This window comes from Streptomyces sp. NPDC050416, assembly GCF_044458845.1.
Lineage (GTDB): Bacteria > Actinomycetota > Actinomycetes > Streptomycetales > Streptomycetaceae > Streptomyces.
In genome coordinates this window covers 45,072-67,281 of record NZ_JBITII010000018.1, presented here as the reverse complement: position 1 = coordinate 67,281, position 22,210 = coordinate 45,072, and the positions used below count along the sequence as shown (strand labels likewise).

Genomic DNA, 22,210 nt, shown 5'->3' with positions numbered 1-22,210 from the left:
AGCGACATGAGATGTCTTCGAACGCTCGGCGATGCTGTGGTCGCGGGTGGGAACCAAGGTGCCGTCCACGATCAGCCCGGCATCCTTGCGGAACCGCCGACGCTGGCGCAGAGCGAGGGACGGCCCGAGGCGGTCGATGATGCGGTCGGCAGCCGACTTCGAGATCCCGAACAGCGGAGCGAGCTGCCCGTAGCGTCAGGTTGGTTCGCCAGTAGGCAATGACGAGCAGCACGCGGTCCTCCAGCGGCAGACCCCATGGTCACCCCTTGCGCGTCGGAGCCGCTTCTTCCTTCCGCAGAGCGGTGAGGAGCCTGCCGAACTGTTGCGGACTCAGCCCGCTGAACGGGCCTATCCAGCGGGGCTCCGATGCTGTAATCACACCGGTCACGGAGATCATCTCCCGAACCCGAGAAGCCGTGGGCTACGGGATCTCGGGGTACTGAGGGCACCTCCCCTTGAGCTTGGCCAGGTCACCGAGATCGATGCCCGAGGCCTTGGCGTACTGCCTGGACCAGTCGGCGACGGCCTGCCGGAACAGGTAGTCAGGGCGACGAGCCACCGGTTCCTCTCCGCGGTTCCGCAGCTTGGTGACAGCCGCCCGCTCCAGCTGCTGATCACCGCGCTGACGAGCCAAGATCATGGCCTTCGCAAGCCGTGCCGGCTCGCTGTTGACCGGCGTGAACGACCAGACGCCGTTTCGGCGGACATGGGTGTCCGCCAGGAGCAGCAACCCCAGGTCGTGGGAGTCGCGGACGAAGTGCAGGGAGGGCGGTCCGTAGCGAGTGACGTCGGCGGTGACCTCGGAGGAGAACAGAGCGCTGCCCGCCGGCCAGAGATAGCAGGCGGCGGGAGGAATGTGAGACGGACCTGCGTCACCGGTTGGCGAGGGGTGGTCGATCCGGATGCCCACTCCGCCAAAGCCGTCCATCCGGTCACGAAGACCGGTGTAGTCCGTGTGGACCATCCAGCCGAAGGCCGATCGGTCGTAACGGTCCTTCCAGATCGAAAGCGTGGTGCACAGACTTCCCCGGACGAACATCAGCTCGCCACCATCGCTGCTGGCAGGAGCCGTTCCGAGCAGCTCAACGAACTGATCGGCCATCCTTCGTACCGTCCACGGTCGCGTCACGAAGGCATGGTAGGTGCTCCCCAGCGCGCTGATCACGAGGACCAGGGCACCAAAGGTCCTGCCAAGGCCGCCCTCCACCTCAAGATCGATTACAGGACAACCCTTAGCCGTTGCGTGGAGTGTTATCAATGCACGACACGCCAGCAGCAGCGTGAAGGAGCGTCAGCCCAGTCCCCCGAGCGGCTCAATCCCCCCTCAAGGAGCGTTGTTCTTCATATTTTTGATGGACCATCAGAAGACCGATTCCGGTCTTTCGAGCACCCGATCGGCCCCTTTCCGGAACCCCGTCAGACCATTCTGAGGTGGCGACAGAAAGAGGCCTGAGTAGGTTAATTGATGGTCGGCCGCGGTCGGCCGCTCAGCTGACATCCCTGAGAGATGGAGAACCGGAATGCCTGAGAGAAAGAGAAACGGAACGCGTAGGCGTATCGTTGTGGCGGTCGCAGCGTCGGTGGGCATCACGGCCATGGCCGCAACGGGTGTGAACTACGCCTCGGCCTCGAGTACCGTCCCGCAGTCCGCCCCGTTGGCGCAGGAGGCCGATGCCTCTGTTCCCCTCGGGGGCGACGGCCAGACCCACTTCGACCACAGGAACGACGACGCTGGACAGATCCACGTCAACGAGCGAAGCTATTCAGCCAAGCCGGGTGTGTGCACCGCTGTGATCAGCAGTCCCGCCACCAGCTTCAACGTCCGAAACGAGAGCGACAGGACCGTAGAATTCTTCACCGGGATTACCTGCGACAACGGCGCTGCAATTGCGACTATTGGGCCCCGAAACTCCAGCAGCGCAATCCCCGGCACGACGGTCTTCGACGGGGCCGCGGTGCCATTCGCGCTCGTAGGCAGCTTCCGGGCGATCGATAAGCACCACTGACCCGCACCCGGACCGAGGGCAACGACAAGCCTGCCCGCGCGGCACTTGGACCCCGGCCGCCGCAATCGGGCCGGCCCGTGCCCATCAAGCAGTGGCCGACGGTGGACGCGATACGCCTATGCGGGCCGATCCATCCGACTTGACTACGATCCGCGGGCACCTGCCTAGTGCTGTGACCGCAATGGTTCACCGGGTTGATGCTCGCGGCCGGGGCTGCTGAGCCGTTTGGACGTCGGGTGACATCCGGTCCGAGAGGTGGAGGCTCGGTGGCAAAGCAGGCTGTCCGACCAGGAGGGGCAGCGGCTGCAGCAGATCGTGCGCCGGGGCAGCACCAACTCGGTCCGGTACCGGCGCGCGATGATGCTGCTGGCCTCGGCTGGCGGCAATCGCGTGCCGGTGATCGCCCAACTCGTCCAAGCCGACGAGGACACCGTGCGCGACGTCATCCACCGGTTCAACGAGATCGGCCTGGCTTGCCTGGACCCTCAGTGGGCGGGAGGCCGTCCCCGCCAACTGAGCCCTGACGACGAGGACTTCGTCGTCGTGACGGCCACCGCCCGCCCGACCAAGCTCGGCCACCGCGCCTCCAGCGGTCGGATCAGATGTCACCGCACATCCAACCGCCGCGACCACCAACCCGGCGCACCTAAGCGGTCACAGCACTAGCGGGTCGGCACGATCAGGGTCCGTGCGCTGGCAAGCACCAGCTTCTCAAGAGCGTCGTTTTCGGGTGCGCTGTCAAAGATGATGCGGTCGCAGAGCGGTGCGAGGGAGCGGGCGAGGCTCAGTACGAAGTGGGGCCTTCTTGCATCCATGGTGGCCTGAAACGCCTTCCTGCACAGGAAACAGCGTTTGTCCGGTGGGTCCCGTGAACGGGACCCACCGAGCGTGTCCAGCTAGTCAGCGCCGGAAGGCGTCCTTGATCTTCTCCTTCGCCTGACGCATGTCACCCTTCGACTTCTTGGTCTGACCCTCGGCCGCAAGACCTTCGTCGCCAGTCCCCCGGCCCACGGCTCCCTTGGCCTTGCCCTTGGCCTGCTCCACCTTGGCCTTTGCCTTCTGCTCTCGAGCCACCGCTAATCACTCCCAGTCGCATTCGACGTTGGGGCTACTACGTCGAGTAACCTCCTGCGGTTGGTGCAAACAGCGAGGCGTCTGAGCATCTCACCCCAGTCGGGTACAAGCGCCGAAGCTGCTGGACCACCGAATAGCGCAGCTCGATCATGCCGTTCGATGGGAACGACCGAGCCGCGTCGCTGGCTAGCGATCGCACGTGTTCCGGTCGTCTGCCGGCCACGGACGAGGGGCTGGACGCCGCGGAGCAGCTACGCGGCGATCGACGACGTGACGGGACTGAGCACATCGGAACGGGGCCGCCGGGCGGCCTCCACATCCGCCAGGCAGTACACCGGCACCTCTGGAAAGATCGACAACTGCCAGATCGGGCTCTTTGCCGCATGCGCCACCAGCCGGGGCCGGGCCCTGGTGGACCGGGACCTCTACGTGCCGAAACTCGGACATCAGACCGGAAGCGATGCCGGGCGGGGGCGCTGTGAAACGCCGATGAGGTCCGCTTGCCCTTGCCGTCCGGGCGCGAGCGCCGGATCCGTCCCCTTGCCGCCCCAGGCGACGAGACGTCTGTGCCCCTTCGCGACGTCGACCAGGCCCGGCCGGCTGACATGCTCTCGGGCCTCGCCTTCTCAGTTGACCGTGAGCGTCCCTGCTTGGCGTCCCCCAGGCCGCCTCATGCGGCTGGTGAGCGAGGTGGTGGGTGCTCGACGGTCCAGCGCCGCTCGATGTTCTGATGGGGCGGGAAGACGTCATATTCGAGGATGTACTGAGGAGCAGAGTGGGTTTGTCCCTCCCACGGCTTCGGCTGTCCGGGGCCGGTCGGCTTCCAGCGCCTCCAAGGGTCGTGCTGCGGATGGTGGACGATGAACTGGTCGGCAACGTCGTAGGCCACCTGCACAAGCGCCATGCCAATAGCGCCGCGACGAGCCGACCCAAGGGCACGCGCTCCGGATCCTCGACCCCGCGGTACTCGGTCGTCAACTCCGCCTCGTCGCCGACCAGCAGCAGAACCCTGGCCCTGATCCGCTCGCTCAACCGATGGTTCCTTCCGGGAGAGCCGTCACAGCCGGGATCGTATAGCCGGTCAAACCGGAACATGAAAGCCCTGCCGGGCCTTCCCGGAAGTCCCGGTCCCCGGCGAGTACCCCGGCCACACCGGGTGGCCGGGGTACGTCGAACACGAGGGAGGCCGCTCTTCGCGACGGCCTGACCAAGGCCCGCGCCGCCCAGAGCTGGCCCTTCCCGCTGCTGGACGAGCCGGCAACCGCCGCGCGTGGCCCGCACGCCGGGCCGCCGCTCTCTCCGGCCCGACCCTGGCGTGGTGCCGGCCCGCCTGGACCGCTTCGGATGCCCTCGACACCGCGGGTGGCACGTCGGCGACCTTCGCGTGCAGGGGCAGACCCGTCACGGGGGGGAACCAGCCTGCCCCTGCACTCGGAGCCCGCAGCCCCCTCGCAGAGGGCGGACTCCTCGACCATCGCGATCGGGTCACCTTCTCCAGCGCATCGCGGCGCCGATGTGTCACACGGGACCGCTCGGCATGGCGTGAGAGGTACTACCTCGCGGAAAAAATGGCGCAGGGCAGGCTGACGTGTGGCCCGCGTTGCCTGGGTTGGTCAGGCTCCCCCTCGGCCCAGTGTGAAGGGGCGTGCGCGGGCGATCAGTAGCGCGGCGTCGTCGTGGTTGTCGGGTGCCGGAGGTCGTGAAGGAGCCGGTCGCAGGTTTCTTCCAGCGTCGGCCGCACCCCAGCGGCCGGACAGGGCAACGCCAGCGGTTCGAACGCGCCCTCAACGCGAACGCTGTGATCGCCCTCGACGAGGAGAAGGCCGCTGTTATGCGGTGCGCCGCACCCAGGCCGCTTGCCAGGTCGACGGCAGGTGGGAGCCACATGAACTGCTCCGACTCGTGCGGGTCACGGCCCGCTACTGGGCCGGCGCCAACGCCTCGGACTTGGCTTCCCTGTCGCCCTGCCAGACCGGGCGCGAGGTGTGCCGTGGCCGGTCCCGGGCCGGCTGCCACCCACAGCGGATGCAGGGGCATCATCCCGGTCCGTGAGGCAGCGGGCCGTCGGCGTGGTGTCGAGCCTCCCACGAGAACGCAAAGGGTAGGTGTGCGGTGGTGGAAGTCCGTCGAGTGTCCGCAAGAGCGGTGAAGAAACCAGGGAAATCGGCCGTGCGTTCTTCGATTGACCGGACATCCGGAGCGTCGGAGGTTGATAACTATGGTTCCCCTGCTTCTGGTTTCTACTGCTGGCCCTGATCCTTTTTGATGCGGGTTTCGCGCTGAAGGCACTGTGGTGGATCGCCGTGATCGTGCTGGTGGTCTGGCTGCTGGGCTTCGTCGTGCGGACGGCGGATACCAGCGGCCGCAAGGGTCGCTGGTATCGCTGGTAGCCGTCAAGCGGCAACGCGCCACACTGCGGGCCCCTGGTGCACCCGGGGCCGCAGGCATGTCCGGCACCAGGACGCCCCACCCGTGAAAACGGTGTAATTGCCACTTTCATGGGCATCAGGCCTCATAGGGGCCCGGTGAAGCAGCGGGACCTGCTCCTCCATCCATCGGCCCCAGCTCCCTCCTGTCGGCCTCCCTATAGCCCCTATGGCGCAGTGCGGCCGGCGATGTTCCCGCCGGGGTCATCGGCCAGCGCGATCAGCGCCGTGACGCGTTTGCCGACCGGTTCGCGGTGGACTTCGTAGCCTTGGCTGACGGCGAGGGTGATCTCCAGGCCGTGCCGGCCCACGCGCTGCGGGTCGGTGGCGGCGACGTCCGGCAGGACCGGGTCGCTGTCCCACACCGACACGCGTACCGCACCGCCGACGATCTGCAGGTCCAGCATGAGCGGCCCAGGCGCGTACTTCACCGCGTTGGTAACCAGTTCGCTGACCACCAACTGCGTCATACCCAGCGCTCGCTCGGACACCGGCAGCCCGTGCACGGCCTGCACGTCGGTAAGGAAGCCGATGGCCAGACGCCGCGCGGCACCAATGCAGGAAGAGTCGCCGTCATAAGCGGCCGACGCCGACAGCGGATCACTGTCCCCGGTCTTCTGCCCCTCATCCCCCGCTGCCTGCCCCACAACCCGCCCCGCCTCACGTGACCGTCACAAGAAATCCACGCTGTGCCCCGGCAGGATTGCACGGCCAGCCAGACAGCGCCGATCCGCATCCTGAAACCGCTGTCGAATTGCGTCCGCTGCCGTGTAGAGAGCCAGACTGCCTGCCGGCTGCCCTGCAAAGGGCGATTCCGCCTGACTCCTGGCCCTGTTCTCTTGGGCCCGTGACGCCTGCCCCGGCGCCGAGGCGACAGCGTCTCTGGTGCATGCCCTTGGAACGCCGCACAAGCCTCTGGTCTGGCAGACCAGAGGCTGCTTACCTGTTCGCGGAGGCGGGTGGACTGTCGGTCAAGGCGGCGACCGCGTCGGCGGTTGCGGCATGGACAGGCAGGAGTGAGTCGACGCCGGTCATGCTGAGCATGCGCATCAGGCGGTCGGGGACGGCGACGAGGCTGAGTGAGCCGCCCGCTTCCTGAGCCGCGTGCCAGATGCCGATGATCGCGCTGAGACCGGCGGAGTCGCAGAAGCCGACTTGTGTCAGGTCCAGGGCCAAGCGCGGGTGTCCTTGTTGAATGATCTCCAGGGCACCGGAGCGCAGGGTGGATGCGGTGTGCACGTCCACATCCCCGACGATCGTGGCGATGGCGATGCCGGAGTGGGGGTGCTGGACGGTCAGGTGAAGTGTGTGGGTCACGTCGGTCATCACTCCTGGCCGAAGTGTTCGGGTACGGCGGTGGTGTGGGCGGTGGCAGCGACGCCCGTGTCGGGTGCGGTTTCGGCGTCGGGCACGGACAGGACCAGCAGGGCCACGTCGTCGCTGGCTCCCTCGGGAAGCGAGGCCAGCAACGTGACGGTGTCTTCGACCAGGGTGGTGGCGGTCAGGGGCCCGGTGCGCTGGTGGAGGAAGCCGGTCAGGCCGTCGTCGCCGAGCATCGTGCCCTGAGGGGTGCGGGCTTCGGTCAGCCCGTCGGTGTAGAGGAACAAACCCTCCCCGGGGGCCAGCAAGAAGGTGGACTCGGCGAAGAGTGCCTGGGGGAAGGCTCCGACGAGCATGCCGCCCTTGGGGCGTACCGCCTTGACCCATACGGCGCCGCTGTCGTCGGGGCGCACGTGGTAGGCCGGCGGGTGGCCGCCGGTGGCCACGGTGACGGTGAAGCCGCCGTCCTCCCGGGGTGCCAGGAGGCCGAAGAGGGTGGTGCAAAAGCGGCTTCCGGCGGTGACGTCGGTGAGCAGGACGGAGTTGAGCGTGCTCAGGACGGTGACCGGGTCCGGGTCGATCTGGGCCGCGGCGCGCAGGGTGTGGCGGGCCAGGGCGGTGACGGTCGCCGCCTCGGGGCCCTTGCCGCACACGTCACCGAGGAAGAACGCCCACCGGCCGCCGCCGACGGGGAAGACATCGTAGAAGTCGCCGCCCACATCGTGGACGGAGGCGGTGCGGTAGTGGCAGGCCAGCTCAAGGCCGGGCACCACGGGAAGGGCCGGAGGCAGCAGGGTGCGCTGGAGGGTGGAAGCGAACGCGGCGATGGCGGTCTTGTCCTTCTCCGCCTGTTCCCGCGCCGCTCGTTCCGCCTCGGCACGTGCTCGTTCCGTCTCGGCCTGACGGCTCTCCGCCTCCCGCCGCTCCTGCTCATTGCGTAGTGCGCGCAGCGCCGACAGCCGCAGCTCCATCTCGTCCAGGACGATCGCGGCGAGGTCGGCCAGTGTGGCGGTGTCGTCCTCGGTGATGGATCGCGGTTTGGTGTCCAGGACATTGACCGTGCCCAGCCGGTGGCCGTCGGGGGTGATGATCGGTGCGGCAGCGTAGAAGCGCACACCCATCTCCCCAGCGACCAGGGGATTGTCCGCCGCCACGGGATCACGGAGGGTGTCGGGGATGACCAGCGCGTCGTCGCGCAGAATCGCCGAGCCGCACAGGCCCGGATCGCGGCCGATCTCCTTGACTCCCTCCAGGCCGTGTGCGGCCTTGAACCAGATGCGGTCGGTGTCCACGATCGTGACCGTGGCCACGGGGACATCGAAGAGGCGGGAGGCCATCGCCGCCACCCGGTCGAACGCGCCGTCGGGCGGAGTATCGAGGATGTCGTACCGGCGTACCGCCGCAATACGGGCCGCCTCCACATCCGGGTCCGGGATCAGCTCGGGGCGACGCCCGGAAGCCGGGTCGGTGGCCGAGGCCTGCTGGGTCATCGGCTTTCCTCTCCGTCGATGGGCCGCCGCGAGCGGCATGAACCGACGCAGCCTAGATCGAGTACACGTCCGAAAGCCAATGCCAGGGGACGTGTTCGCACTGCGCGGGCTGCTGTGGCGAGAGGAAATCCGTGATCCCACCCAGGCGGCGCCCGGCCCCGTTCGGCTAGAAGAGGGCGAGATCGACGAGGCCTTGGCCCTGATCGAGATCATGCCCCGTGACAGCGCGGCCAGAGCAACTGCCTTGCGCAAGGCCAGCGTGTAACGGTCGGTGAACTCCGGCCCTTCGACGCCGAGCAGTCGGCGGCCCGGTGCCCAGAGCGGTCGTGCGAGCGCTGACTTCAGTCCGAGGTGGCGTCCGCGACGCTGGCACGGATGTCCAGGACAGTGTCGGCTCCGGTGATCTCAAGCACCCGCTTGAGCTGTGGCGTAGGCGCGGCCACACGCAGGCTCGCAAGGGGTGGATGTGCAGCAGCAGGTTCAGGAATGTCGAGTCCGCGAACGTGACGCCCGAAGCGTCCCGGACCACCCGGGAATGCTTCTGGGCGGCCGTCTGCAGCGCGTCGGCCCACGGGTCCGACCGGGCAGCCGAAGGGCCGCTTCCAGCGGCCAGCCACGGGCGGGGAAGGCCGCTGCGGACCGGTGGTCGGATGGCAATGGGAGGGTCCTCGTTTGCGGTCGGCGATCCGCGAGCCGATGACGCAAAGCGCCGCGTACGGTACTGCGTGAAGGCAGCTTGTCACGCCCCCAGGCGACAAGCCACACAAGAGGTGAGGTGCAAGCATGGCCGTCCGCGACAGAAGCGCCACCATCGGCAGAAGTGGCATCGTGCAACTTCACCTCTCCGTGGCGAAGCAATGCACCGTCGAGATCCGCCAGCCCCGCGACACCCTCACGCTCAGTCGCCGAAAGAACGGCGTTAACCTCGACCTCATCGAGGACAACCCCAACTTCACCGGCCTCAAGACCGCTCAGACCATCCCCTGGGGCACAATCCGCGCCCTTGGGCCCGAGGGCCTCCAGATTTCTTACCGCGTACGCACAGGCAGGGACGTCACCCTTGTCCCGGAATTCGAACTCGAGGACTGATCCAAGCAGCGTCGCGGCGAACTCGACCAGAGACAGCTGACCGCGCTGCGGGAACTCGGCGTGCAATGGGCGTGACACTGCAGAGTTTCCGGATACGCGAAGTGCTGGATCAGCCCCGTGTCAGGGCGAAGCTGGCGGCCAAGACAGCCGCCCCGTCTTCAGCGAGGTCGTCGAGGTCGAACGCGCCCGTGGCAACGGACGGCTTGATAAGCCGCCGAATCTCCTTGTTCAGCCTCGGGCGGGCAGGGCCGAAGTCCGCCTCCGCCTCCGACGACTCTGCCCCCGGCCCCTGCACCATCGGCGGCCCCAGCACCGGGTCTGCCGCGGCGGCGGAGCCGACGCGCAAAGCTGCGAGCGCGCCCCGACCCTCGGCTGCGGCCGCGCCGCCCACCCCTCTCCCTCAACTTCAGCAGGGCGTGGCGAAAGGACGGAGCGGGGATAACAGGGGCCCGTCTGCGCCCGTACGCCTATGGGGACCTGGGGGTGGAGGCGCTCAGTCTCTCATGGGGGCGCCGGGAATATTCGCCGTGTCAATCGGGCGCTGGCGGTACACCAGTGGTGGTTCGGCGGCTCGCTGTATGCCAGGGATGTCAGTTCCAGGTCTGACTCCATCGACACCGGGCATCTACGCTCAAATCGGCCGTCATCGTGCATCAGAAACGGAGACGGTGCAACTGGCAGAGTGTCAGCATCCGGGAGCTCGTCCGTTTTTCAGGTGAACCTATCGCCTTTCATAGGGATAAGCGCGAGACATCTGCCTACGCTCTAAGACGTCGTCTCATTTGGTGAGTCTGCGGTAGCAGATGAGGCTGCTGGCGATGGCGGTGAAGGCCAGGAAGTGCTCGGCCTTGCGTTCGTAGCGGCGGTGCAAGCGGCGGCATCCGCCCAGCCAGGACATCGTGCGCTCGATCGTCCAGCGATGCCGGCCCAGCCGGGTGGAGGACTCGATGCCCTTGCGGGCGATGCGGTGCCGGATGCCTCGCTTGCGTAGCCATCGGCGCAGGTGGTCGTAGTCGTAGCCCTTGTCCGCGTGTAGTTTGGCGGGCCGTCGCCTGCGCGGGCCGCGACGGGAGCGGATCGGCGGGATGCCGCGCACGAGCGGCTCGAGTGCCTGGCTGTCGTGCAGGTTCGCGCCCGAGATCCCGATCGAGAAGGGTAAACCGGTCCGCTCGGTGATCAAGTGGATCTTCGAGCCTTTCTTGCCCCGGTCGACAGGATTCGGACCTGTCAGTTCCCCCCTTTCAGGGCCCGCATGTTCACCGAGTCGATTGCGCAGCGCGACCAGTCCAGCTCTCCGCGCGAGCCCAACTCGTCAAGGACGAGGCGGTGCAGCTTCGCCCAGATCCGGGCGGCGGTCCACTCGGTGAAGCGCCGGTGTGCCGTCGGCCCCGACGGGCCGAAGACCGGCGGCAACTGCCGCCAGGTGCAGCCCGTCGTGGCCACGAAGACGATCGCGGCCAGCACCTCGCGATCCCCGTACCGGCGCCGGCCGCCGCCCTGTGGCCGTGATGGAGCAGGTGAGACCACCCGCTGGAACAGCTCCCACAACTCATCCGGCACTATGCGCTCGACCATCACCACACAGTGCAGACTACCCAGCACTCCAAATGAGACGACGTCTAATCCGGCACGAGCAGTACAAACACGGTGTGCCTGCCCTCTTGGGGCTCGATGACCGTCGGGGGTTCACATGAGGCTGGGACAGGCCGGTTGGTGGGGCTCGTTGCACACCGTTCGTATCGGCTGGTCATCGGCGGCATGTGGGTGGGGCAAGACTCTACCCCGATAACCCGACCAGTGGGACCTCCTGCACGGACGACGGGTACGGCGCAACCGCAGCGGCGGCGCTCAGCTCCGCCTCGACGGCATCGACACCCTGGAGACCCACTACCGCCCGCCCCGCGGTCCCGAGCTGCACCAGCCGGCCCCGTTCGCCGGCCAGGCCGCAGACGAACTGCTGTCCTGGCTGGGCTTCGACGACGTACAGCGCAACACTCACGGCATCGTCACCGACAGTAGCCCCGCCTCCCGGCCCGGCTACATCCTCACCCGCAGCGCGGACGTTCACGGCCGGTGCGTCGCCCTCGCCGGCCGCGGAACCGACGCTCCCGGCCGCAGCGGCACGCTCCTCACTGTCACCCCGGACCATCTGCGTGAGACGGCCAATCACCATCAGCTTGCCGAAGGCCTGGCCTACCCCACGTTCTACCGCAAGCTGTTCGTCGACCTGCGCAAGGAGATGATTGCGGCAGTGGAGCAGGCCCGGCAGGCCGACAAGGGGCTCTGGCCCAAGGACCAAACCCGCAGGGGAGCGAAGGTGGAAGGGATGTCCACCCTCACCGACACCGCGGTACTGCTGCCCAAGCTGTTCCGCCGCCTCGCGGACTACCTCCAGCTCAACGACGGCGACGCTTCGCTGGAAGGCTTCCCCGACTACCTCGAGCAGCGCGACGATCGGCTGTTCATCCTCTCCACCGGACAGTGGACCGGCTTCGACACCATCGTCAAGGTCACCAACGGCAACACCGTGCGGCTCACCCATGATCCCGAGGACCTCGTCTTCGACGAGAAGTAGCCAACCCGGCGGCGGCCGCATCCGGGCGGTCTGCACTGCTAGTCCGCTTGCGCTCAGGCACGGCCAACCGCCGCTCCAGCACCGCAGTACCTATCGAAAAGGCGCGCAGGTCAGGTGCTGAAGGCACGTACCCCAAGAGAGCAAAAGGCTACGTTCTCCATACCTCGCTCGCGTCCCTCCCATGCAAGCGAGCGAGGGAGACCGACAGCGGCATCGAAGTGCCGCCTCATCTTCGGGGCTGGGCGTCCAGCACCTGCTGCAACGCCTCGAACTCCTCGACGCACTTTCCGGAGCCCAGCGCCACGCTGTCCAGCGGATCCTCGGCGATGTGGACCGGCATGCCCGTCTCGCGGCGCAGCCGCTCGTCCAGGCCGCGCAGCAGCGCTCCGCCGCCGGTCAGAACGATTCCCCGGTCCATGATGTCGCCGGACAGCTCCGGCGGGCACTTGTCGAGGGTCGTCTTGACGGCGTGGACGATGGCGCTGACCGGCTCCTCGATCGCCTTGCGTACTTCGGCCGCGGAGATGACGACGGTCTTCGGCTGCCCGGAGACCAGGTCTTGGCCGCGCATTTCGGAGTGCTCGTCGGAGTCGAGGTCGTACGCCGCACCGATCGCGATCTTGACCTGTTCGGCCGTGCGCTCACCCAGCAGCAGCGAGTACTCCTTCTTGACGTGCTGGACGATCGCGTTGTCCAGTTCGTCGCCAGCCACGCCGATGGACTGGGCGATGACGATGCCGCCGCAGGAAATGACCGCCACGTCCGTGGTGCCGCCGCCGACGTCGACCACCATGTTGCCCGTGGCCTCGTGGACCGGCAGGCCGGAGCCGATGGCAGCGGCCATGGGCTCCTCGATGATGTGCACCTGGCGGGCGCCGGCCTGGGACGACGCCTCGATGACGGCACGGCGCTCGACGCCCGTGATACCCGAGGGCACACAGACCACCACCCGCGGACGAGCCAGATACCGCCGCTTGTGGATCTTCAGAATGAAGTAGCGCAGCATCCGCCCCGCGATCTCGAAGTCGGCGATCACACCGTCCTTCAGCGGACGCACGACAATGATGTTGCCGGGAGTGCGCCCGATCATCTTCTTCGCTCCCGTGCCGACCGCGAGGATGCCACCGGTGTCGGTGTTGACCGCGACGACGGACGGCTCGTTGAGCACGATCCCACAACCCCTGACGTACACCAGCGTGTTGGCGGTCCCCAGATCGACAGCCATGTCACGCCCCAAGAACGACATTGAGTTCCCCATCAGGCCTCGTCTGCCCTTTCCACGATTTCTACAGGGCCCTTCAGTCGGCGAGGCGGATGCTGCCCCACATCAGGACTGGGCGGTGATGTGCCAAACTGCGCCGCTGCTTTGACACTGGCTCTTCTCCACTGCACTCCATCACCGGACCGTATCGGCGTGCCCGCCGCGGTGAACCGCTGCCACACCGCCTGCCCCAGTTGTCACCTCAGCAGCTGATCGGCCCGGGTCTGAGCATGGTCAGGCATTCTTCGGCAAGGCAAGGGCTTTGTCGCGCCGCGCGACGTCCCCCACACCCCGGTACGCGGGGCGCTCCTCGGACAGGCGCCGGGTCAGCTTGCGGTACTCCTTCGGCGATGTCCCGCCAGGCGCCGCGATCCAGCCCTCGCCCCGGCTCTGAGCGAGCTGGGCCAGTTGCCTGCAGCGTGCTGATGTGCTGATGTGCTGCGCCAACCCGTCACCGGGCAGGGGTGGTTCCATCGGAGTGAACCCGCAGGCAATCCGAACTCGGCATGCGCTGGGCGTGACCTTCGGCCGCGGGAAGGGCCACCCTCTGTGCCATAGCCAAGGCGGGGCACATGAGGACCGTGTCCTACGTGATGAGGCGGATGAGGCGCAGGAAGATCTCACAGCCACGTTCCGTGAGTGTCTGCGTGGGTACGCATACTCATGCGGGGCGCGCGACGCCGGCAGGAGACTGCGTCCATGACACGGATCTTCGCTTTCATCAGCCCGCTTGCCCGCCCCCGGCGTGCCCTGACGGCAACCGCACTCGCTACCTTGGTGCTTGCCGGCTGCGGGAGCGAGAGCCCAAGTGACGGTGGGTCTGAAAGCAAGCCGGGTAGCAGCGTCAGCGCCGAGGAGAGTGCCACATCCTCGGGGCCCGAGCAGGCGGGGTTCATGGCGATGCTCGACAAGGTTGCGCAGCCATGTCTTGAGACCGAGAGCGAGACCGGGCCGGGCCCGTCTCACAAGAGGCCAGCCGGCTCGGTGAAGGAGGGGAAGGAGAGCCTCGCCCCCGGCGAGACCCCTCCGGCTGTCCCAATCGAGCCTGGCGCCCCCACGGGTCCCGCGGCGGAGCTGAACGACCGAGACTGGTGCATGAGCGTCCAGCACGAACAGCGCATCGTCCAGGCGCTGCAGGCGGTTTCGGAGCCCACCCCTGCCAAGGTCAGGAAGGTCCTGAACGACCTTGGTTACATCGACGAACGCATTCACAGCCTCAGGCAGGACGGCAGGTTTACGCGCTTCTACCTGGACCTGCGCGAGAAGGGAGGCCTTCTCTGCGAGGAGGGCTTGGCTGCGGGCATGGAAACGGACATCTCCGCGTGTGTCGCCTCCGCTGTGGGACCTTTCACAGTTGCGGCTCCAGGGGAGCAAAGAGGGTGTTGATTCGTCAGTCCCGAGACAGGGCGGCGAGCCAGCGGTCGTCCTGGAACTCGGCTGGGACTTCGTCCTCCCCTGGATCGATCCCACGGCGTTCGAGTTCGTCGAACCATCGGTCCCACTGTGATACGGGGAGGCGTCGTCCGCACCAGGGGCAGAAGTCGATAGTGATGCTCGATGTGCCGCCATCGTGGATGATCACCCCGTACTCCTGGAACTTGGCGCTGAACTTGATCAGCGAGTCCAGGCAGGCAAGGGGTCAATGTGCTGGTCGCAGGGCACTTTCACGCGGCGCCTCATCGCCTCGCAACAGTGGTTGGTCATGACCCCGGTTCCTCGTTCATCGACACTGTGAACTCGACCCGCAGCCCAGTGAACGTCTCCACCCACACCCGCTCGGCCCTCAACACCCCAGCCGTACAGCGGAGATGCCCAGTTCACGGCCTTCTGCAACACCCTTTAGAGCTGTCCCGTAACTGCATGCGCCGTCCACGACGACAGCGGTCAGGAGAAGCTCCCCAGGGACGGCAGGATATGGCGACACTCTGACGGCCAGAAGTACGGTCGGTGACGGGCGAATCGGCTACTCGACCAGATGTCGGTGCGCCTTGCTCCAGTCGATCCTGTGGTCAAGTTCGGTCAGCAGCCCGTCGGCGGCCCACGTGGCCTGGGGCTCGTGCCCCTGCTCGGCCAGCCGGCGCACGAGGTCGGCATTGTCCTGCTGTCTGGCTATGACGGCGTCGACGATCCCCACGGTCGAGTCAAGACCGTACGCACTGCAGAAGTGCTCCAGCCGCAGACGGCGATTGGGCGGCGCCGGGTAGTGCAGCCAGCGCAGGCACTCGGCATCGTCGCGGAACGGGGCAACGTACTCCAACGCGTAGGACACGTCGTGCAAGCGTGGCGCCGGGCGAGCAAAGTCCCAGTCGATGATTCCCACCGGTTGGTTGCCCTGCCAGACGACGTTCCATGGGCCGAAGTCCCCATGGCAGACAACCTCGTCGTCCCCGGAGACACCTGCGTCCGTGGACCAGGTCGCGCCTGGCGGAGGTGAAAAGCTCTCGCAGGCATCGTGGTAGTCGCGCAGAAGTCGGGCGAAATTGGTCAGGCCCGGGTCGTCCACGACCCTGGCCCAGCCCGACGCTCCGGAGTCACCGTCGATGTAGGTAAGGACCTCGCGACCCTCGTCGTCGATTCCCAGCGGTCGGGGCGCATAGGCAAACCCCACATTCTCCAGGTGCCGCAGCAACGCGTGGACGGTGGGCGTCCAGGGTTGGGCGGGCCTACGGACGGTGTCACCGATCCGCACCACCCGACGGTGGGCACCGTCCTGCATCACTTCCTCGCTCGACACCCGGTTCACGCTACCCAGCCGTCGAACACGCGTCACCTCGATTACCGTCAGCGACGATGGAGGCCAGTTACCTCCCTACCCAACGAGGCGCCACTGGGGATTCCCCACTGGTCCCAAGTACAGGAGAAGCCCGGCCTTCGCACGGCGGCGAACTGATGTTGAGAAACTCCAGCTATGGGATCTTGGGGAACGTTGGGGCCGGCGCTGTTGTCTCTGGCGGGTGTTGCGCTCGGTGCGGGCGGATCGCTGTTTGGCCAGTACCTCGTCTCGCGAGTAAGCACTCGGCAGCTCGAAGTGCAGGAGTCAGCCGCGCATCGCGCGGAGCTCAAGAACGCGGTCCTGAAGTTCCTGGGCATTGCGTCGCAGGTGGAGAAGGCGGCACTCGCCCGCTCGGGCAGTGGCGACACCTCTGCCGATCCCGTGCTCGACCACCTTGTCGACGACCTGTGGTTGGCTCATGCGGAGATCGACCTGGCGGCCAGAAGCGAGCCCCTGCGGGGCGCCGCCTATCGTTATGCAGCCCGCCTCGCCGAGGCGGCCCGGGGTGAGATAGCCGACGGGGCCGCGCTGCGCGGGCCGCAGGCGCAGTTCTTCGACGCGGCGTATAGCGATATGTGGCCTGGCCAGCGACGGGCGGCCGGGGGTTCCGTGGCACCTCAGTGAGACGGTGCTGCGGGTGGGACGATCTTGTCGTGGCTGGTGTGATCACGGCGTCAGAGCCGTCTTGGATGGCCCCGTTCAGCGGACTGAGCCCGCGCAGCTTCCGCAAGCTGATCACCGCGCTACGCCGAGAAGGCGCGGATCCAGTACGCAAGGTCGACCCTGGAGCCTGCCGTTGGAAGACCGCGTGCTGCTGGTGACCACCTACTGGCGCACAAACTTGACGCTGCACCAGCTGGCCCCACTGTTCGGTATCTCGAAGTCCGCAGCCGACCGCATCATCGATCATCTCGGGCCGTTGCTCGCGCTCCGGCCCCGCAAGCGGTTCCGCAAGGACACCGTGCTCATCGTCGACGGCACCTTGGTGCCCACCCGCGATCATGCGATCGCCGCGCAGTCGAAAAACTACCGGTACTCCACCAACCACCAGGTCGTCATCGACGCCGACACCGGCTCGTCGTGGTGATCGGCCAGCCCCTGCCCGGCAACCGCAACGACTGCAAGGCGTGGGAGCAATCCGGAGCCAAGGCCGCCGTTGGCAAAGCCACAGTCATCGCGGACGGCGGCTATCGGGGCACCGGGCTCGTCATCCCACACCAGCGCGCGCATGGGCAGGCTGAGCTGCCCGCTTGGAAAGAGGACCACGACTGCCGCTTGAAAGGCGACGGCGTCTACCACGCCGTGCTCGGGATCGCCCAACTCCACAACCTCGTCCTCGCGGGATGAGTGAGGCAAGTGGATACCAGGCTAGAGATCATTACGGGACAACCCTTAGACCGTGTCCTACTGGTGAGGCGTCGCTGGTCTGGTCATGGGGCGGGGTACGTGGAGTTGGATTGTTCCGGACGGGTTGTGGGATATCGCGAAGCTGCTGATCCCGCCGTCGAAAGTCCGGCCGCAGGGCGGCGGAACGCCGGACACGCCTGATGAGACGCTGTTTGCTGCCATCATCAATCGAAGTCGACTGCCCACCGTCGGTTCTGATCTGGTCGAGAGCTGGCGTCTGGGGTCGCCTGCACGAGGCCGTGCTGCACCGGCTCAACGATGCCGGCCTTATCGACGTCACCCGCGTCGTACTCGACACCGCACACATCAGGGCTAAAAAGGGGGCGAACACACAGGTCCGAGCCCCGTGGACCGCGGCAAGCCGGGTTCCAAAATGCACATCCTGTCGGACACGAACGGACTGCCCCTCCTCGTTGGCATCTCGGCCTGCAACACCCACGACAGCGAAGGGCTCAAGCCCATGGTCGAGGGTCACCAAACGAGACACGACCCCCACAACGGCCGCTACTTCAAGCCCCAGCGCCTCCACGCCGACAAAGCCTACGACCGCGCCGACCTGCGCAAATGGCTGCGTTGGAAACGCATCGGAGTGCGCATCGCCCGCAAAGGGATCGAGTCCAGCGAACGATTAGGGCGACGCCGCTGGGTCATCGAGCGGACCGTGTCCTGGCTGTCCGGCTACCGACGCCTGAGCCCCCGCTACGAACGCCATCCCCGCAACTACCTGGCCTTCCTCGGACTCGCCGCCGCCCTTTGCTGCTACAAGCGATACGTCCGCCTCACCACGTAGGACACGGTCTTAGACCGTGTCCTACGTGGTGAGGCGGGCGTTGGTTCCCACAGTCACTGCGAAACGACTCCCGCAGTTGTGTGCAAAGCACAAATCGGACCACCGCTTGGAGTCCTTCGGGTTACACGGCAGCAGAACGGGCCCGCCATCTGCGCGGCAGTCGCACGACGTACCTGTCACTGCCTGACCGGGTTTGCGATGTCGGTTTATTGCGACGTCAGTTGGGGCTTGCGGTGGGACTGTGAGTGAGCTCCTGCCGCTCATGGGCCGGGATTGATAACACAGGATGGATTCCTTGGCGCATGCAACTCGCCCTTTGCCCCGCAGCGGACTCTCTCCGTGTACGGCGTCCTGCCGTTTGTGCCGGTGATTCCTCATCGTCGCGCGCCTGAGGTCGTTTCACTCCAATGGAGCAGTCTTCCGGCTGGGAGAGCGGGCACCCGTCACGTAACGGACGAATGTCAAGGAAAAGGAGAAAAGCCATGAATGAGCTCCCCATCCTCACCGCCCTCGGTCTCCCTCTCCCGGCGGATGAGGTGGCGGTACTCGCCGACTGGCAGGTCGCCCTCTTCGCGGGTGACAGCGACTGACCCGAATCCTGTGTGCGGCGGCCCCCGTCAGGGGTCGCCGCACGTCGTCTCGACGTCTCGAGAGAGGTGCCGTCCATGGCAGCACAGCCGTTGGCCAGGCGTGATGTGGTGGTGGACGAGGTGCACGGCCGCCGGGTGGAGGACCCCTACCGGTGGCTGGAGGACGATGAGGACGCCGCGTGCAAGGAGTGGCTGGCCGACCAGGAGCAATGGCTGGCAGAGCAGGCGGACGGGTGGAGGACACGGCCGGTGTTCCGGTCGCTGCTGCGGCACTTTGCGGACGCGGGCAGCCAGGCGGTACCCGTGGAGTCGCCGCCGGTGTGGCGGGGCCGGTGCCGGTTTTTCCTGAGGGGCGGTGCGGGGCACGAGCATCCTGTGCTGGTGGCCGCCACGGCCGGGCAGGGCGAGCGGGTGGTGGTTGACCCGGTGGCGCTGGACGCGTCCGGGCGCACGACGCTGGACGCCTGGCGGCCGTCATGGTCAGGCAGATTGCTGGCCTGTCAGGTCTCGTCCCACGGCAGCGAGAAGCCCGTACTGACGGTGGTGGACGTAGCCGATGGCCGCCAGGTCGGCCTCCCGGTGCGCCCGGGACGCGGCACACCGGTGGCGTGGCTGCCCGGCGACGCCGGCTTCTACTACGTGACCTGCCCCGCCGACGGTGGTGACCGGCAGGTGCGGCTGCGGCTGCTCGACAGCCCTCAGGATCCGGGCGTGGACCCGGTGGTCTTCGCCACCGGGAACCGGCAGCTGTCGGTGTCCACCAGCGCGGACGGGCACTGGCTGATGGTCAGCTGCGCCCCGGGCGCGCAGTGCGGCAACCAGGTCTACCTGGCCGACCTGACCGCCGCGCCCACCCACGCCCCCACTCTGCAGCGGGTGCACGACGGCACGGCCACGGGTGTGCAGGCGCTGGTCAAATTCGGCCCTCGCGGCCTGCTGTACGTGATCACCACCGATGGGGCACCCGGTGGAAGAGTTTGCCGGATCGGCCCCGACAGCCCGCACGCCGCGGCGTGGACGCCGCTGATCACTCCGGATCGGGACACGGTGCTCTCGTCATGTGTCGCCCTGGTCGAGCCGGGCACCGGTTCGCCGCGCTTCCTGGTCAGCTCCGCGCGACGCGGCGTGGCCGGTTTGTCGTTGCACGACAGCACCGGCCGCCTGCTGGCCGAGATCGACACCCCGGGGACCGGCTGCGGCACGGTCACGAAGCTCACCGTGCCGCCCGGTGAGGCGGACCAGGCATGGTTCACCTACAGCGACTTCGTCACCGCCCCGACGGTCTACCGCTTCAGCCTGCACGACCAGCGGTGCCACCCCGACATCCCAGCCGCCGACGGCGACCTAGCCGTTGCCCCAGCCGTCTCCTCACCGCTCGCGTCCGCCGTGCCGCTGCCCGCGGCCGACACCCCCTCCTCAGCCGCGGACCCGCCACCGCACAAGCGGCCGCAGGCCGAGGTGCGGCAACTGACCTACCCGTCTGAGGACGGCACCGACGTGCCGCTGTTCCTCATCACCCCCGCCCACTGCAGCCCCGGGCCACGCCCGGCCCTGCTGACCGCCTATGGCGGTTTCGGCGCCACCGCCGCCCCCGCCTATTCACCCACCATCCTGGCCTGGGTCGCCGCCGGCGGCATCTACGCCATCGCCGGGGTCCGCGGCGGCGGCGAACGGGGCATCACCTGGCACCAGGCCGGCATGGCGATGAACAAGCCCACCGCGTTCGCCGACTACGCGGCGGCCGCGCGCTGGCTGATCGCCGAAGGCCACACCACCCCAGCCCAGCTGGCCATCAAAGGCGCCTCCCACAGCGGTCTCATGGTCGCCACCGCGATCACCCGCGACCCGGGCCTCTACGCCGCGGCCGTCTGCCACGGTGCCCCGACCGACATGGTCCGCTACCCCCGCCTCGGCATGGGCCCATGGTGGATCAACGAGTTCGGCGACCCCGACAACCCCGACCACCTCGACGTCCTGCTCAGCTACTCCCCCTACCACCGCGTGCAGCCCGGCACCCGCTATCCCGCCGTGCTGATGGTCACCGCCCGCACCGACCTCCGCGTCGGCTCCGCCCACAGCCGCAAATTCACCGCTGCCCTGCAACACGCCACCACCAGCGGCAAACCCGTCGTCCTGCGCTGCGAGGACGGCGTCGGCCACGGCCCCCGCGCCGCCTCCCGCTGGATCGACATGGAGGCCGACGCCCTCGCCTTCTGCGCCACCCACACCGGACTCCAGCCCTGACCGTGCCCTCTCGACACCCGTCCGGTGCATCGACCGCGGCCTGCGCGGCAGCGAGGACCTCAGCCGGCTCGCCAGCGAGCTCAGCCAGGTCCGGCTTCCGGCGCAGCAACGCGAGCACGGCGTCGTTGAGCACCATCGGGTGGGAAGCACCGGTGCGGCCCGCGCCCCGGGCCGGGTTGCCCATCTCCCCCACCCGCCCCAGCTCGTAGGAGGCAGCCTTCAGGCCCATGGGCGTCAGGTTGCGCAGCGTGTTCCCACCCGAGATCTGCCCGCCGTTCTCCGCCAGGCCGTATTGCGCAGATCGGAGAGCGCCCCGAGGTGCGAGGCGGTACGGGCCTGCTTCCGCTTCGAGGGCGTCGCGGCTTGTCGGTGTGCCGGTAGCTCAGGTGCGGGGCTGCGATCTGCTGGATCTGTTCGACCGTCGCGACGTTCAGCACCCCGAGCACGCGCAGCACGTCGCCGCGCAGGTTGTTCGACGACCCCGCCGGGTTCTCCTCCCGCTTCCCCGCCATCAGCTCCGCTCCCTTCCCGCCGTCTGTCGCGCGTTGGCCACCTGCCGGGCGCCCGGCCGCAGAGGGCATCCGGCCGCCCCCCGGGGTCGGAATGTAGGGCCAGTCCACGCGGAAGACGTGGTCCAAGGTCGATGTCGCGGGCCCGGTCGGCGGCCAGGCGGCCCGCGCGGCCGCCCAGCAGGCGCTGCACCGTGGCGGCCGGGACGGCAGCGAGCAGGCCGACGCTGTGGACGCGTGCCAAGCAGTTCACCGGGTCATAGGAGCACTCCAAGCCGCTCTGCTGCATCCGGGTGGACCTTTACGCCGGCCGCAACCGGCGTCCCCTCGCGCGAAGTCCCCCTCTGCAACCCAAGCGTTGAGAGGAGCCTGTCCATGGCCCACCCCACCACCACGCCTGACCGGCCGTCCTGGGCACACGACGACTTCCTGCTGCCACCGCCCAGCCCCACCCAGCGCCTCAACATCACCCTCGCCCCGCGCGATGTGCACCGCCTGGAACTCCACGCGGCACTGACCACCGCCGGCGTCGCCCCCATGCCCGGCGACCGCGAGGCCATCGACCACCTCAGCACTCTGCCCGAATACGTCCACACCGCCTTGCACCGCTGGCTCACCCACACCACCCAATAACCAGCCCCCACCCGGGAAGCGGT

The 22,210-nt window shown here is 67.6% G+C and carries 20 protein-coding genes and 5 pseudogenes; 12 read left to right on the top strand and 13 right to left on the bottom strand.

Features of this window, described 5'->3' with window-relative positions; translation table 11 throughout:
• Positions 1-15: 15 nt before the first annotated feature.
• Positions 16-388: pseudogene (locus ACIBL4_RS37935) on the bottom strand (transposase family protein); the annotation flags it as partial.
• Between the two features lie 33 nt (positions 389-421).
• A complete protein-coding gene (locus tag ACIBL4_RS37930) occupies positions 422-1,102 on the bottom strand; it encodes a hypothetical protein (protein WP_399416358.1) in 681 nt (226 codons plus the stop codon).
• 418 nt (positions 1,103-1,520) lie between these two features.
• Between ACIBL4_RS37930 and ACIBL4_RS37925 the strand changes: the two genes are divergently transcribed.
• Together ACIBL4_RS37925 and ACIBL4_RS37920 are read left to right on the top strand one after the other, a co-directional pair.
• Positions 1,521-2,006 carry a hypothetical protein gene (locus tag ACIBL4_RS37925; RefSeq protein WP_399416357.1) on the top strand — a complete coding sequence of 162 codons (486 nt, stop codon included), beginning with the start codon at positions 1,521-1,523 and terminating at the stop codon, positions 2,004-2,006.
• 255 nt (positions 2,007-2,261) lie between these two features.
• Positions 2,262-2,609 (top strand): annotated as a pseudogene (locus ACIBL4_RS37920) (transposase); the annotation flags it as partial.
• A gap of 297 nt (positions 2,610-2,906) precedes the next feature.
• Here ACIBL4_RS37920 and ACIBL4_RS37915 read toward each other — a convergent pair.
• On the bottom strand, positions 2,907-3,080 hold the full coding sequence (locus ACIBL4_RS37915) for a CsbD family protein (RefSeq protein ID WP_078937534.1): 174 nt from the start codon (positions 3,078-3,080) through the stop codon (positions 2,907-2,909).
• Between the two features lie 2,218 nt (positions 3,081-5,298).
• Here ACIBL4_RS37915 and ACIBL4_RS37910 point away from each other — a divergent pair.
• Positions 5,299-5,470, top strand: a pseudogene (locus ACIBL4_RS37910) (hydrophobic protein).
• 203 nt (positions 5,471-5,673) lie between these two features.
• Here ACIBL4_RS37910 and ACIBL4_RS37905 read toward each other — a convergent pair.
• The 3 genes from ACIBL4_RS37905 to ACIBL4_RS37895 form a co-directional block, all read right to left on the bottom strand.
• Positions 5,674-6,153: an ATP-binding protein gene (locus ACIBL4_RS37905; protein ID WP_399416356.1), complete on the bottom strand. Its 480-nt coding sequence runs from the start codon at positions 6,151-6,153 to the stop codon at positions 5,674-5,676.
• Positions 6,154-6,445: 292 nt separating this feature from the next.
• Positions 6,446-6,823 (bottom strand): STAS domain-containing protein, encoded by a 378-nt coding sequence (locus ACIBL4_RS37900; RefSeq protein ID WP_399416354.1) that lies wholly within the window; start codon positions 6,821-6,823, stop codon positions 6,446-6,448.
• An 8-nt stretch (positions 6,824-6,831) separates the two neighbouring features.
• Positions 6,832-8,316 (bottom strand): PP2C family protein-serine/threonine phosphatase, encoded by a 1,485-nt coding sequence (locus ACIBL4_RS37895; RefSeq protein WP_399416353.1) that lies wholly within the window; start codon positions 8,314-8,316, stop codon positions 6,832-6,834.
• Positions 8,317-8,407: 91 nt separating this feature from the next.
• On the opposite strand from ACIBL4_RS37895, the gene ACIBL4_RS37890 reads away from it, so the two are divergent.
• Together ACIBL4_RS37890 and ACIBL4_RS37885 are read left to right on the top strand one after the other, a co-directional pair.
• Positions 8,408-8,581 (top strand): hypothetical protein, encoded by a 174-nt coding sequence (locus tag ACIBL4_RS37890; RefSeq protein WP_399416352.1) that lies wholly within the window; start codon positions 8,408-8,410, stop codon positions 8,579-8,581.
• 518 nt (positions 8,582-9,099) lie between these two features.
• The gene (locus ACIBL4_RS37885; protein ID WP_399416351.1) at positions 9,100-9,405 is read left to right on the top strand and encodes a hypothetical protein; all 306 of its coding nucleotides are present in this window, start codon (positions 9,100-9,102) and stop codon (positions 9,403-9,405) included.
• A gap of 109 nt (positions 9,406-9,514) precedes the next feature.
• Here the strand turns inward: ACIBL4_RS37885 and ACIBL4_RS37880 are convergent, their stop codons facing one another.
• The 3 genes from ACIBL4_RS37880 to ACIBL4_RS37870 all read right to left on the bottom strand — a co-directional run bounded on the left by ACIBL4_RS37880 (position 9,515) and on the right by ACIBL4_RS37870 (position 11,404).
• Positions 9,515-9,796, bottom strand: coding sequence for a hypothetical protein (locus ACIBL4_RS37880; RefSeq protein ID WP_399416350.1), 282 nt, complete (start codon positions 9,794-9,796; stop codon positions 9,515-9,517).
• A 387-nt stretch (positions 9,797-10,183) separates the two neighbouring features.
• Positions 10,184-10,980, bottom strand: a protein-coding gene (locus ACIBL4_RS37875; RefSeq protein ID WP_399416420.1) for an IS5 family transposase whose coding sequence is annotated in 2 segments (ribosomal slippage) — positions 10,184-10,642 and positions 10,645-10,980 — 795 coding nt in all. Because the reading frame shifts where the segments join, the coding sequence is not laid out codon by codon here.
• A gap of 202 nt (positions 10,981-11,182) precedes the next feature.
• Positions 11,183-11,404 carry a hypothetical protein gene (locus ACIBL4_RS37870; protein ID WP_399416349.1) on the bottom strand — a complete coding sequence of 74 codons (222 nt, stop codon included), beginning with the start codon at positions 11,402-11,404 and terminating at the stop codon, positions 11,183-11,185.
• Positions 11,405-11,644: 240 nt separating this feature from the next.
• On the opposite strand from ACIBL4_RS37870, the gene ACIBL4_RS37865 reads away from it, so the two are divergent.
• On the top strand, positions 11,645-11,980 hold the full coding sequence (locus ACIBL4_RS37865; RefSeq protein WP_399416348.1) for a hypothetical protein: 336 nt from the start codon (positions 11,645-11,647) through the stop codon (positions 11,978-11,980).
• A gap of 226 nt (positions 11,981-12,206) precedes the next feature.
• On the opposite strand, the gene ACIBL4_RS37860 is transcribed toward ACIBL4_RS37865, so the two are convergent.
• The gene (locus tag ACIBL4_RS37860) at positions 12,207-13,226 is read right to left on the bottom strand and encodes a rod shape-determining protein (RefSeq protein ID WP_399416346.1); all 1,020 of its coding nucleotides are present in this window, start codon (positions 13,224-13,226) and stop codon (positions 12,207-12,209) included.
• 249 nt (positions 13,227-13,475) lie between these two features.
• Positions 13,476-13,715 carry a hypothetical protein gene (locus ACIBL4_RS37855; protein ID WP_399416345.1) on the bottom strand — a complete coding sequence of 80 codons (240 nt, stop codon included), beginning with the start codon at positions 13,713-13,715 and terminating at the stop codon, positions 13,476-13,478.
• A 225-nt stretch (positions 13,716-13,940) separates the two neighbouring features.
• Here ACIBL4_RS37855 and ACIBL4_RS37850 point away from each other — a divergent pair, with 225 nt between their 5' ends.
• Positions 13,941-14,627, top strand: a complete 687-nt coding sequence (locus ACIBL4_RS37850; protein WP_399416343.1) for a hypothetical protein — start codon at positions 13,941-13,943, stop codon at positions 14,625-14,627.
• 4 nt (positions 14,628-14,631) lie between these two features.
• Here ACIBL4_RS37850 and ACIBL4_RS37845 read toward each other — a convergent pair whose 3' ends face one another.
• Both ACIBL4_RS37845 and ACIBL4_RS37840 read right to left on the bottom strand, forming a co-directional pair.
• Entirely contained in the window at positions 14,632-14,823 is a 192-nt protein-coding gene (locus ACIBL4_RS37845) for a DUF6980 family protein (protein ID WP_399416342.1), read from the bottom strand.
• Positions 14,824-15,204: 381 nt separating this feature from the next.
• Positions 15,205-15,975, bottom strand: coding sequence for an aminoglycoside phosphotransferase family protein (locus ACIBL4_RS37840; protein ID WP_399416341.1), 771 nt, complete (start codon positions 15,973-15,975; stop codon positions 15,205-15,207).
• Positions 15,976-16,149: 174 nt separating this feature from the next.
• Here ACIBL4_RS37840 and ACIBL4_RS37835 point away from each other — a divergent pair, with 174 nt between their 5' ends.
• The 5 genes and pseudogenes from ACIBL4_RS37835 (at position 16,150) to ACIBL4_RS37815 (ending at position 22,187) form a co-directional block, all read left to right on the top strand.
• The gene (locus ACIBL4_RS37835; RefSeq protein ID WP_399416340.1) at positions 16,150-16,638 is read left to right on the top strand and encodes a hypothetical protein; all 489 of its coding nucleotides are present in this window, start codon (positions 16,150-16,152) and stop codon (positions 16,636-16,638) included.
• 29 nt (positions 16,639-16,667) lie between these two features.
• A pseudogene (locus ACIBL4_RS37830) lies at positions 16,668-17,361 on the top strand (transposase family protein).
• An 85-nt stretch (positions 17,362-17,446) separates the two neighbouring features.
• Positions 17,447-18,211 (top strand): annotated as a pseudogene (locus ACIBL4_RS37825) (IS5 family transposase).
• Positions 18,212-18,876: 665 nt separating this feature from the next.
• Positions 18,877-21,045: a prolyl oligopeptidase family serine peptidase gene (locus tag ACIBL4_RS37820; protein WP_399416339.1), complete on the top strand. Its 2,169-nt coding sequence runs from the start codon at positions 18,877-18,879 to the stop codon at positions 21,043-21,045.
• A gap of 884 nt (positions 21,046-21,929) precedes the next feature.
• A complete protein-coding gene (locus tag ACIBL4_RS37815; RefSeq protein ID WP_399416338.1) occupies positions 21,930-22,187 on the top strand; it encodes a hypothetical protein in 258 nt (85 codons plus the stop codon).
• Positions 22,188-22,210: the final 23 nt, after the last annotated feature.